Genomic DNA, 12,602 nt, shown 5'->3' with positions numbered 1-12,602 from the left:
ACGCCCCGCAGCGATCAAGCTGTCTGCGGTCTCGCCAGAGCTAATGCACGCGGCGTGCCAAAACGCGGTGCTGGGTTTCCGGCGCGCAGATCCGCAGGTTCGGAACGGAGCGCAGGGCGTGCTCTGGACGCGGCCGCCTGGCTGCAAGTCAATGGATTGATTGACTTTTCCGTGGGCTTGTTAGGCGTTGGCGCTGTGATGTGGCGGGGTGGGTGGTCTGGCCAGACCCCACGCTTTGGAACGTGCTGAAAGCCGCGAAACCGCCCGTGGCATGCAATCGGTTGGATCTGTGGACGAGTGGCGGCTTTCTGGCGCTGGGGTTCTGCGGTCGGTCGCTGTCCTAGGCGCGCTCGCTGGCGGGCTGGTCGGACGCCTGAACGCGATTCCGGGTGCTCATGTTTTTGCGTGAGTGCCGCGTCGCGACCGGGGTCGCTCCTACGGAGCCAGGGCACTTGGTCGCGCTCGACACTGCGTTGCCGTCGGCAGGATCTGGCGACGACAAAAAGCCAGTTCCAACGAGTGATCAGAGATGACAAAAAGCGAGTTCCAGCGAGTGATCAGAAAGGACGCACCGGCGTTTGCGCACGCGCCGGTCTGTCGGCTGGCTCAGCTGATCGTACCCACCAGCTTCAGGCGCTTGTCTTCGGGCACTTCGCTGTACGCCAGTACCGATAGGGTCGGCACGCTGTGGCGGACCAGGCGCGCCAGCGCGGCGCGGACCGGGCCGGGCACCAGCACCACCGCCGGTTCGTTGCGGGCTTCCTGCTTGCCGACGCAATCTGCCAGGCTTTGATGCAGGCGCTCGGCCAGGCCGGGTTCCAGCGCCACGCCGTTGCCATGGGTGGATTCCTGCAGCACACGCTCCAGCTGCGGGGCCAACGTGTAGACAGGCAGCTCGGCCGACATGCCGGCGATTTCCTGCACGATGAAGCGGCCCAGCGAGGTGCGCACCGCGGCGGTGAGGGTGGTCGGGTCCTGGCTGTGCGGGGCGTGTTCGACCAGCGCTTCGACGATCTTGCGCAGCTGGCGCACCGGGATGCGCTCGATCAGCAGGTTCTGCAATACGCGCACCACCACCGACAACGGCAGCGCCTTGGGGGTGAGATCTTCGACCATCTTCGGCGCGGTCTTGGCCAGGGTCGCCAGCAGCTGCTGTACTTCCTCGTGACCGAGCAGTTCCGGTGCGTGTTCGCGGATCAGGTGCGACAGGTGGGTGGCGATGACGGTGGCCGGGTCGACCACGGTGTAGCCCATCGATTCGGCATAGGCGCGCTGATGCGGCTGGATCCAGGTGGCATCCAGGCCGAAGGCGGGGTCCTTGCCGGGAATGCCGTCGAGCTGGCCGAGCGCGCCGCCCGGGTCCAGCGCCAGTTCGCGATCGGGATAGATTTCGGCGGTGGACACCGGCACACCGTGTACCAGCAGCCGATAGGCGTTGGCCGACAGCTCCAGGTTGTCGCGGATATGCACCGGGGGGACCAGAAAGCCGATGTCCTGTGTGAGCTTGCGGCGCACGCCCTTGATGCGCGCCATCAGTTCGCCGCCCTGATTCTTGTCCACCAGCGGGATCAGCCGATAGCCCACTTCCAGGCCCAGCGGGTCGATCGGGCGCAGCTCGTCCCAGCTCAGTTCCGAACTGGCCTGTGCGGCAGTGGCGGCCGCGGCGGCCTTGGGGTCGGTGGCGGGGTCGCCGGTGGGCGGGATGACCAGGCTGCGCTTGTACATTTTCCAGGCGATCACACCCAGGATCAGGCCGAGCGTCAAAAACGCGACGTTCGGCATGCCCGGTACCAGACCGACCAGGCCCAGGATGGCCGCAGCCACCGCCGACGCGCGGTGCTGGCCGAACACCTGGCTGATCATGGCGCCGCGCATGTCCTGCGCCCGCGAGGCGCGGGTCACTAGCAAGGCGACCGAGGAGGACACCAGCAAGGCCGGCAGCTGCGCCACCAAACCGTCACCGATCGACAGCAGGGTGTAGGTGGAGGCGGCATCCACAAAGCTCATGCCGTGCTGGAACATGCCCACCGCCATGCCGCCGATGAGATTGATGAACAAAATCATGATGGCGGCGATGGCGTCGCCGCGGATGAACTTGTTGGCGCCGTCCATCGCGCCGTAGAAGTCGGCTTCTTCGCGGACTTCTTCGCGACGGGCCTTGGCTTCCTCACGCGTCAGCAAACCGGCGTTGAGGTCTGCATCGATCGCCATCTGCTTGCCGGGCATGGCGTCCAGGATGAAGCGCGCGGTCACTTCCGACACGCGCCCGGCACCCTTGGTGATGACCACGAAGTTGATGATGGTCAGGATCGCGAACACCACGATGCCGACTGCGTAATTGCCGCCGATGACGAACTGGCCGAATGCTTCAATGACCTTGCCGGCGGCGGCGTGGCCGTCCTGGCCGTTGATCAGGATCACGCGGCTGGAGGCGACGTTCAGGGCCAGGCGCAGCATCGTGGTCATCAACAGCACGATCGGGAAAATGGTGAATTCCAGCGGGCGCTGCACGTAGATCACCGCCAGCAGCACCATCAGCGAGATGGCGATGTTGAAGGTGAACAAGGCATCCAGCACCGGTGCGGCCAGCATGGCCATCAGCGCCAGCGGGGCGCCCAGGCCGTTGCGCAGCAACTCCATGATGCGACGAGCATTCAACGGGGCGGGTTGGGCGCTCATGCGCTGGCTCCCTTGCCGAACTCATCCACTTCAAGAGACGGCAATTCCGGCATCGGGCCGCCGTCCCAGCCGCGCAACTGGTAGACGTAGGAAAGTACCTGGGCCACGACCGAATAGAGTCTCACGGGAATTTCCTTGCCAATGTGAGCTTCCCTATACAAGGCGCGTGCCAAAGGAGGCGCGGTGACGATCGACACCCGGTGTTGTTCGCAGACTTCGCGGATGCGGAAGGCCATTTCGTCCACGCCCTTGGCCACCACGATCGGGGCGCGCATCTTGCCGCCTTCGTACTTGAGCGCCACCGCGTAGTGGGTTGGATTCATCAGCACCACGTCGGCCTTGGGCACCGCTTCCATCATCTGGCGCTGCGACATCTGCATCTGGCGGATGCGGCCCTTCACCTCCGGATTGCCCTCGCTTTCCTTCATCTCGCGCTTGATCTCTTCGCGAGTCATCTTGAGCTTGCGCATCCAGTTCCACTTCTGGTAGGGCGCGTCGATGGCGGCCAGCAGCACCAAGGCGCCGGCGGTGTAGAACAGCAGGCTCTTGGTGAAGTCCAGGCCGTTGCCGACGGCTTGTTCCAGCGGCTGGTTCACCAGCGAACGCAGGCCGTGCAGGCCTTTGGAGATGCACAGGCTGGCGGCCAGGCCGACGAACAGCAGCCGCAGCACCGACTTGACCAGCTCGGCCAGGGCGTGACTGCCCCACATGCGCTTGATCCCGCTCATGGGGCTGAGCTTGGTGAGGTCGGGCATGATCGCCTTGCTGGAAAAATGCAGCCCGCTCATCAGCAGTGGGCCCGCCAGGCCGGCGGCCAGGCAGATGCCGATGAGCGGCACCATCACCCACAACAGTTGCAGCAGCAGGTCGCCGAAATGGCCGAACAGCGCCATCGGGTTTTCGCGCATTTTCGGGTCCGGACTGAGTGCGTTCTTCATCCAGACACTCGCGCCGTCGCCGATGCCGCTGGCCAATGCCATCAGTGCGAACACGCCGGCGCCGAACACCGCAGCGGTGGACAACTCGCGCGACTGCGGGATGTTGCCCTGTTCGCGGGCTTCGCGCAGGCGTTTTTCGGTGGGAAGTTCTGTACGTTCGCCGCCGTCTTCGGACTCGGACATGGAGGTGCCGGTGACTTGTCAGCCCTGTCTCATGCAAGCGGCGTTCCAGTTGCGCTGCGGTAACGCGGCGCAGCCCTCTCCAGACCCCCGCGGCTTCGGTCGGCTTGCGCAGTCTGCCGGCGAGCTCAGCTGGCCAGACGACGCGGGCCGTCGCGTTGGGCCACCACCGTTGCGATGAAGCGCTCGGCGTCCATCGGCCGGCCCAGCAGATAGCCTTGCAGCTGGTCGCAGCCCAGGCGTTCGAGCATGTTGCGCTGGGCGGCGGTTTCAACGCCTTCGGCCACCACCTGCAGCCGCATGGTGTGCGCCAGTGCGACAACCGCGGCGACGATGGCGATGTCTTCGGCGCAGGTGTCCATCGCCTGCACGAAGCTGCGGTCGATCTTGAGTTCGTGCGCGTGCAGCTTGCGCAGGTAGAGCAGGTTGGAATAGCCGGTGCCGAAGTCGTCGATGGCGATGCGCACGCCCAGCGCGTTCAGCTGGCCGAGCGTGCGCAGGCAGGCATCGGCGTCGCGCATGGCCATGCTCTCGGTGATTTCCAGGGTGAGCTGGCCGGGGGCGATGGCGTACTCGCTCAGCGTGGTGGCCACTTCGTCCAGCAGGCTGGGCGAGGCCAGCTGAGTGGCCGACAGATTCACCGCCACCCGCCAATCGCCATGCCCGGCTTCGCGCCAGGCGCGCATCTGCCGGCAGGCTTGCTCCAGCACCCAGCTGCCGAGCGGGCCGATCATGCCGCTGCGTTCGGCCAATGGGATGAAGCTGTCCGGTGGCACCAGTCCGCGTTCGGGATGCTGCCAGCGGATCAGCGCCTCGGCGCCGATCGGGCGGCCGTCGTCGGCGCAGTATTTGGGTTGGTAGTGCAGCACGAACTGGCCCAGCTCCAGCGCCCGCGGCAGATCCTGCAGCAGTTGCAGGCGCTCGCGGGTGGTGCCGGTCATCGAACGCTCGAAGAAGCTGTAGCGGTTGCGGCCGGCCTGCTTGGCGTGGCGCATGGCGGCATCGGCATGCGTCATCAGCTGATGCTCGCTGCCGGCGTCTTCCGGATACAGCGCAATGCCGACGCTGCTGCTCAGGCGCAGCTCCTGGTCGCCGACCAGAAACGGCACCGCCAACGCCTGCAGCAGATGCGCGGCGATGGCGGCGGCATCCTCGGGGTCGGCGATATCGGCCACCAGCACGAATTCGTCCGCACCCAGCCGCGCCAGGCTGCCCTGCGCGCGACGGTGCGCGCTCAGACGCTCGGCCACCACCACCAACAACTGATCGCCGAACTGATGGCCGTAGCCGTCGTTGAACGCTTTGAAACCGGCCAGATTGATCAGCATCACCGCAAAGTGCTGGCCGTCGCGCTGCGCACGCTCGATGTTCTGCAGCACGTGCTCATGCAGCAGCAAGCGGTTGGGCAGGCGGGTGAGCGGGTCGTGCAGGGCGGCCAGCGCCAGGTCGGCGTTGGCCTGCGCCAGCGATTGCGCCAGTACGTCGGTGCGCTCCTGGAAGCGGCGCGATAGCACCGAGATCACCAGCGCCAGCACCAGCAGGGCCGGCGTGAGCAGCACCACCGCGGTCAGCCACGAAAACGGCAGATGCGCCCCTGTTGCCGCCCTGCAGATGCTGCCCGGCGCGAACTGCGCGGCGGCCATGCCGGTGTAATGCATGCCGACGATCGCCATGCCCATGATCGAGGCGGCGATCAGGCGCAGGCTGTAGCGGCGGCCACCGTGGCGCAGCCGGAACGCGATCCACAACGCAGCCGCGGAGGCCGCGATGGCGATCGCGATGGACAGGCCGAACAGCAACGGGTCGTAAGTGATCGCCGGGGACATGCGCAGCGCGCCCATGCCGATGTAATGCATCGAGGCGATGCCCAGTCCCATCAGCGCCGCGCCCATGCCCAGCCGTGGCCAGGGCAGCTCGGCGCGCGAAGCCAGCCACAGCGCCAATGCCGACGCCGCAATCGCGGCGAGCATCGAACAGAACGTCAGCACCAGGTCGTAACCCAGCGGAATCGGCAGGCGAAACGCCAGCATGCCGACGAAGTGAATCGACCAGATGCCGCCGCCCATGGCGATCGCGCCGCCCACCAGCCACGCGATAGCGCCGCCGCCACGGCTGTCGATGGTGCGTGCGGCCAGATGCAGCGCGGTGTAGGAGGCCAACACGGCCACCACTAGCGACAACATCACCATGCCAAGGTTGTAGGTTCCGACCATCCATCCACTTCCTGCGTCGAAAGACGCGCCTGCCCAACGATTTAGCGACCCCAGCAGCGACTTCTTGAGCCTGTGGAAGCACTGCGGTTATCAAATCGGTGACGTGCCGTCAGCCAGCTGCGCGCGTTGCGCGGTAAAGAAGGTGGCGCTGGAAGACGGCGGCAGATGGCTACGTGCGCTGCTGCGTCGGTGCCGCCGACATCCCGTTGCGACTGCAACACGAGCGCGCTTGCCCGCTATCGCGCGCGCCTCACGCCACCGACGACTCGGGTTCTTCCGGTTCGATGCGATTGCGTCCGTGCCGCTTGGCCCGGTACAGCGCCTCGTCGGCACGCGCCAGCAGCGTGGCCGCCGTGTCGCCGATCCGGAACCAGGCCACACCGACCGAGCAGGTCACCGGCAACGGGCGTGCGGCGCCCACGTCATAAGGCGCCACGCTGAGCTTTGCGTGGATGGCGCGCAGCCGGTGCTGGCTGTGTTGCGACATGCCCGGCAGCAACAGCAGCAATTCTTCGCCGCCGTAACGGCCCACGCGGTCCGAATCGCGCAGGCAGGCGGTCAGGCGCGCGCCGACCTTGGCCAGCACCGCATCGCCGGCCAGATGCCCGTGCTCGTCGTTGACCAGCTTGAAGTGATCCAGATCGATCAGCACTACCGCCAACGGATGCGCACCGTGGGCGCAGGCCTGCAGTTCTTCGGCCATCGCGTCGAGCACGCCGGAGCGATTGAGCAGGCCGGTCAGTGCGTCGTGGCTGGCCTTCAATGCCAGGGCCGCGCGGGCGCTCTCTAGCTCGCGTTTTTCGCGCTCCAGCTGATAGGTGCGTTCGGCGACCAGCTCGGCGAGCATGCGTTCGCGCGCCACCAAAAGACGGTGCCTCCAACGCCACAAAACCGCCAGCAGGGCGCTGCCGATCAGCAGATACAGCGCGATCGCCGGCGGGCTGCGCCACCACAACGGCGCCACTGCGAACGGGAGATCGGCAATCGGCGAGGCGGTGCGTCGGTAACGGTCCAGCAGCTGCACCTGCAGCCGGAAATGCCCGGACGGCAGCGGTGGTTGGTCGATCGACAGCGTGTCGCTCTGAATCCATTCGGTGTGCAGACCGAGCAGGCGGTAGCGCACCGTCAGCCGGCTGGGGTCGTCGTAGACCTCCATGCTGGACAACTCGATATGCAGCGGCTTGTCGCTCCAGCCGAGCAACTGGCCGCGCTGCACCGGCACGCCACTGCGGCTGAGGCTATCGATGCGCACGCTGGGCTGGCGTTGATCGAACAGGCGCGCCGGATCGCGCAGATGACTCACCCCGCGCGCGGTGCCGATCCAGACCGAGCCATCGGGATCTTCGGCAAACGCCGCTTCGGACACGTCGTCCCACATCAACCCCTGCGATTGCGAAAGATGCGCCCAGTGCTCGCCGTCATAGACCTCCACGCCGCGCGCATGGCCAACCCAGACCCGGCCGACGCTGTCGCCGCGTAATTGGTACACGCTGACGTCGGCAAGCGCTTCATCGCTGACCGCCTGCAGATGCACTTCTTCGTCCAGCAACATGCCGTGCCATAGCCCGGCGCGATAGAACGCCAGCCACACGTCGCCGCTGTCGCTGATATGGAATTTGTTGATCCACTGGTCGGAGCTGCCGCCATTGACCTTCACCTTCACCTTCGACCAGCGCGCGCCCTGCAGCCGAAACAGGCCGTTGGCGCTGGACACCCACAGCGTGCCGTCGGCGGTCTGCTGGATATCGGTGTAGGCGATGGCCGGCATCTGGCTCACCGCGTGCAACGTGCCGCCTTCCAGCGGCCGTTCGAGTATCAACAGGCCGCCGGCAGTGAGCACCCACAGCCGGCCCTGGCGGTCGATGGTCAGGCGCTGCCCGGTGCGCGGAAGTTTGGCGATCTCCGCGCTGCGGCCATCGGGCCAATGACGCCGCACGAAGCCGGCCGAATTCAGTGTCCACAGGCTGCCGTCGGCACTGCGCGCCATGCCGACGATCTGGATCCCGGCATTGGGTAAGGCGGCAACAAAGCGCCCCTTGGGGTCGGCCTGGCGACCCACGCCGTGTTCGTTGCCGACCAGCAGGGCGCCCTGCGCATCGCGGGCGATCGACCAGGTCGGCGCAGCCGGCATGCCTTGCGAGGCGTCCCAGTTCTCGATCCATTCGTAGCCGGCCCAACGCACCAGGCCTTCGCCGTCCACGGTCATCCAGATATCACCCTCGCGGTCTACCACGATGGCATCGCTGCTGCCCGGCGGTAGCCCGTTGTCGGTGCCGAAACTACGCCACTGGCCGTTTTCCCAGCGCACCAGTCCGTCGTTGCAGCGCACCAGGACACGTCCTTCGCGATCGAGCACCAGCGGCGCTTGCTGCCCGATGGTGCTGCCATCCAGCAACGGCAGCGGCCGCACACTGAAGGTGGTTGCGCCTGGCGCACGGTAGAGCAGGGTGCCGGTTCCACGGACCCACAAGGCACCGTCGTGATCGCGCAGCACGCTGTACCAGCGATCTTCCGGCACGCCTTGCGCTGGCCCGTACACCTGCACCTTGCGCGTTGCATCGATGGCGCACAGCCGCTTGGCGCAGCCGGCCCACAAGCTGTCGCCATCCACCGACAGGCTCAGCACCTTGGACACCTCGGGCACGCGCATGCGGGTGGCGGTATCCAGCAGTGGTTCGCTATGCCAGCGGCCATTGCCGCGTGCGCTCAGCCGCTCCAGCGTGCCGCCATTGACCAGTACCGTGCCCCACGGCGGGCTGGCCAGCAGCAGATCTTCCTGCAGATGCTCGGCCTCATCAGGCGCCAGTTTGCGAAAGCCGTGTTCGTCACCGACAAACAGCGCCTGAAAACCGGCCACCCACAGCGTGCCGTCGGCGGTTTCGGTCATCGAGGTGATTCGTTCGTTGCGCAGGCCGCCCAGCATCACCTGCTGAAAACTGCGCCCGTTGAAGCGATACAGCCCGCTTTCGGTGCAGACCCATAACAGCGTGGCGCGGGTCTGCAGCAGGCAGGTGCCGGCCAGCCCGAGCAAGCCCTGGTCGTGGGCGTAGCGGCGAATGCTCGCGCTCTGCGCGCTGGCCAGATCGGCCAACGACAGCAACGCCAACAGCAACGCTGCGGCAAACGGCGCGCGCCGGCTCGACGACCTCCACTGGCAGTACTCAAACCCAACGGGCGTTGCACTCTCCCAGGCATCGGCAGGTGTGGTCCGCGCCCTTGAGCGGGTGTCTCACGCTTGCCATGGGCGGCCCTATCGTAGGCCGCAGTAAATCGACTAACGGCTGTTCACGCGTATTTCTTTAATGCGTGCAGCAACACGATGGCGCGATTGCCGAGCGGGCGCGGCCATTGCCATTGCCATTGCCATTGCCGATACCGACACCGACACCGACACCGACACCGATGTTGCGCGACACCGTGATCTCACCGCCGCTGTGTTGGTCGCGCGCAGTGTTTGAAGCGCGTTTCAAAACAGCTGCCCGATTAGGCGATTGCATGCGGTCTCGACAGGTCGTGGTATCTATTGCCGACGCTGCGATTGGAGTGCGTTGTCCGTTCACCAGGACGGCCGCTTTCAGCTACTTTTAAAGCACTTCGACGCTAACGCTCAACCGTTAGCAGCGTCATCAGAGGCGATGTGCTCGTCGTCGTAGTCGATGCGATTGCGTCCACTGCGCTTGGCGCGATACAGCGCGGCGTCGGCGCGCGCCAGCAACTGTTGCAGGGTTTCGCCCGGCTGATACCAGGCCACGCCGACCGAGCAGGTCACCGGCAGCACGCCGCCGTCAATCGGGTAATCGCCGCAGATGCTGCGATGCAATGCCTGCAAGCGATGCGTGGAATCGGCACTTAGACCGGGCAGCAGCGCGAGTAATTCTTCGCCACCGTAGCGGCCGATACGATCGTCGCCGCGCACCAACAGATTCAGGCGCCGGCCGACTTCGGCCAGCACTGCGTCTCCAGCCAGATGGCCGTGTTGGTCGTTGACCAGTTTGAAGTGATCCAGATCGATCAACACCACCGCCAGCGGCCGCGCCTGTATCGCGGCACGCGCCAGCATGCCGCGCAGCGCATGCAGAATGCCTGCGCGATTGAGCAGGCCGGTCAGTTCGTCGTGGGTGGCCTTGAGCGCCAGTTCGGCGCGCGCGGCCTCCAGCTCGCGCTTGTCCTGTTCCAGCTCGGCGGTGCGCTCGGCGACCAATTGCTCCAGCTCGCGTTTGCGCCAAAGCAGTTTGCGCGTGCGCCAGCGCAGCAGCACGATCACCGCTGCAATACCCAGCAGCACGTAGCCGATCAACGCGGGAATGCCGCGCCACCAGGGTGGATGCAGCACGAAACCAAAGCGCGTGATCGGGCTGCTGCTGCGTTGGTAGGCGTCCAGCAGCTGCACTTCCAGCGTGTAGGTGCCGGGCGGCAGCAGCGGATAGGTCAGGTGGCTGAGCGAGGTGGTGGTCCAGCGCGCCTGATGACCTTCCACCCGGTAGCGGAAGCTGATGCGGTCGGCGCCGCCTTCCACGCCGGGCGTGGCCAGCTCGATATCCAGCGGAATGTCGGACCACTCCAGCGTCGCCCCGGCGCGCACGATCTCGGTGCCGCGCCGCACGTGCACGATGTTCACCTGCAGCGGCTGGGCGGCGAACAACCGCTGCGGGTTGAGCAAGTGGCTCAGCCCGCGGCTGCTGCCGATCCACAGGCTGCCGTCGTCGTCGTCCAGAAACGCGTTGGACGACAGGTCGTCCCACAGCAGACCCTCGCTGCGAGTGATGCGCGACCAACGGCCGTGCTGATACAGATCCAGCCCCTGGCTGCTGCCAACCCACAGCCGGCCCTTGTGGTCGTGGCGCAGGATGAAGGGCATCACCTTGGAGATCAGTGGGTCATCGACCGCCTGCACCGACAAAGCGCCGTCGGCCTGCAAGCGGCCGTGCCACAGCCCGGCGTCGCGCAGCGACAGCCAGATTTCGCCATCGGCTGCGAAGTCGATCTGAAACATGTCCTGGCTGGGCAGCGAGCCGCGCACCGGCACCTGCACCCACCGTGTGCCCTCGCGGCGATACAGCCCGTCGCCGGTCGCGGCCCACAGCCGGCCCTGGCGATCGACATCGATGTCGCCGACGAACTTGCCCTGCAGTGCCGGCTCGAAGGTCAGCGCATACGGGGGCGGGGCCTGCCCATGAGCCAGACCGAGTGGGGTCGCTATCCAGACTGAACCGGCGTTATCGAACAGCAGCTTGTAGCCGGGCCTGGGCAGATCCATCACCACGCGGGTCAGCCCGGTGTGCGGATCGCGCCGGGCAATGGCGCCCGAAAAGTACGACACCCAGGCCGCGCCATCGGGCGCTACCGCAACGCTGAGCGTTTGCGGCAGCGGCTTGCCGTTTTCCAGCACCCAGGGCTGGGCGCGCTCGGCATGCCGGGGCAGCAGGCTGGCGCCGCCATCGGCGCCGACTGCCAGCATGCCGTTGGGCAGGCGCTGCATCGTCCAGGTGGGTGCCGACGGCATGCCTTGCGGCTCGGTCAGATGCTCGATGCTGCCGTAGCCGAGCAGGCGCTGTAGGCCAAGCCCCCGCGTGCCGATCCACAGAGTGCCGTTGCTCTGCCACAGGAGTGGGCCGACCATGGCATCCAGATGCAGGCCCTGGTCGGGGCCGATGTCATGCCACTGGGTGCCGTCCCAGCGCACCAGACCATGATCGGAGCGGGTCAGCATGCGTCCGCGCGCATCTTCCACCATGGTGGTGGCACCGGACAGGGTACTGAAGCTATTTTGCGCGCTGGCCGGATGTTCCTCGAAGCGCCGCGCGCCCGGCTCGCGCGACACGATGATGCCGCCACCACGCAGCCACAACCGACCGCCACGTTCGCGAAAGATCACCCGCCAGCGCCGCGCCGGCACGCCATCGGCTTCGGACAGGGATTCGACCACCTTGCCGGCTGCATCCAGACGGCAGACGCCAGCGCCACACGGCACCCATAGAAACTGCCCATCGGCCAGCAAGGTGCGGCCCGCTGGCTGCAAGGTTCCATCGGGCCTTGGCAACGCGAGCGGTTGTATCTGCCATCGGTTGCCGCCGGCCGGCGTCAGCGCCAACAACGCACCTTCGCTGACCACTGCAACCCCATCGCGGTAGGCGGCGATCACATTGCCGGCATCGGCACGAATGCGCTTGCCGTCGCGCAACACCTGGACGAACTGCTCGCCGTTGCGCACGAACACGCCATTGGCGGTGGCTACCCATAACCGTCCCGCGTTATCCAGCGCCAGTCCGCGCGTAAAGCGTGCATCCAGCCCGTGATCCTGGCCGATGGCGATAAACCGATCGCGTTCGAAGCGATGCAGCGCCGATTCGGTGGCCACCCACACCACGCCACTGCGATCCTCGATCAACCCGTTGATCATCATACCCTGCAGGCCATCGGCCTGGGCGTAGTCGCGGAAGCTGTAACTCTGTGCCCGCACGCTTGCCACGCTCGCCAGGCCGGCCACGAGCAGCCAGAGCCATGCCCATGGCGCAATGCGGCGCACGGCAAAACCAGCGAACAGCGCAGACACGTTGGGCATCGGTTCCCGCAGGCGTGACAGTGGGGGTGT

The 12,602-nt window shown here is 66.3% G+C and carries 5 protein-coding genes; all 5 read right to left on the bottom strand.

All coding sequences use genetic code 11. The annotated features are described in order from the left end of the window. Window positions 1-606: 606 nt before the first annotated feature. The 5 genes from flhA to XpopCFBP1817_RS01635 all read right to left on the bottom strand — a co-directional run bounded on the left by flhA (window position 607) and on the right by XpopCFBP1817_RS01635 (window position 12,572). Window positions 607-2,679 carry a flagellar biosynthesis protein FlhA gene (gene flhA, locus XpopCFBP1817_RS01660; RefSeq protein ID WP_128415706.1) on the bottom strand — a complete coding sequence of 691 codons (2,073 nt, stop codon included), beginning with the start codon at window positions 2,677-2,679 and terminating at the stop codon, window positions 607-609. After that, window positions 2,676-3,800: a flagellar biosynthesis protein FlhB gene (gene flhB, locus XpopCFBP1817_RS01655; protein ID WP_128415705.1), complete on the bottom strand. Its 1,125-nt coding sequence runs from the start codon at window positions 3,798-3,800 to the stop codon at window positions 2,676-2,678. The genes flhA and flhB overlap by 4 nt, the downstream gene beginning before the upstream one ends. Before the next feature lie 125 nt (window positions 3,801-3,925). After that, on the bottom strand, window positions 3,926-6,010 hold the full coding sequence (locus XpopCFBP1817_RS01650; RefSeq protein WP_128415704.1) for a putative bifunctional diguanylate cyclase/phosphodiesterase: 2,085 nt from the start codon (window positions 6,008-6,010) through the stop codon (window positions 3,926-3,928). A gap of 250 nt (window positions 6,011-6,260) precedes the next feature. After that, window positions 6,261-9,122 (bottom strand): ligand-binding sensor domain-containing diguanylate cyclase, encoded by a 2,862-nt coding sequence (locus tag XpopCFBP1817_RS01645; protein ID WP_128415703.1) that lies wholly within the window; start codon window positions 9,120-9,122, stop codon window positions 6,261-6,263. Between the two features lie 495 nt (window positions 9,123-9,617). Beyond that, window positions 9,618-12,572, bottom strand: coding sequence for a ligand-binding sensor domain-containing diguanylate cyclase (locus XpopCFBP1817_RS01635; RefSeq protein ID WP_128415701.1), 2,955 nt, complete (start codon window positions 12,570-12,572; stop codon window positions 9,618-9,620). Window positions 12,573-12,602: the final 30 nt, after the last annotated feature.

It is taken from the genome of Xanthomonas populi, assembly GCF_002940065.1.
Taxonomy (GTDB): domain Bacteria; phylum Pseudomonadota; class Gammaproteobacteria; order Xanthomonadales; family Xanthomonadaceae; genus Xanthomonas; species Xanthomonas populi.
Note: the sequence above shows the minus strand (reverse complement) of the source record. Positions and strands in the feature narration are given on the sequence as shown.

Coding starts and splice junctions, on each gene's coding strand:
- flhA (WP_128415706.1), bottom strand. CDS start 2,679: ATGAGCGCCCAACCCGCCCCGTTGAATGCTCGTCGCATCATGGAGTTG.
- XpopCFBP1817_RS01650 (WP_128415704.1), bottom strand. CDS start 6,010: ATGGTCGGAACCTACAACCTTGGCATGGTGATGTTGTCGCTAGTGGTG.
- XpopCFBP1817_RS01635 (WP_128415701.1), bottom strand. CDS start 12,572: ATGCCCAACGTGTCTGCGCTGTTCGCTGGTTTTGCCGTGCGCCGCATT.
- flhB (WP_128415705.1), bottom strand. CDS start 3,800: ATGTCCGAGTCCGAAGACGGCGGCGAACGTACAGAACTTCCCACCGAA.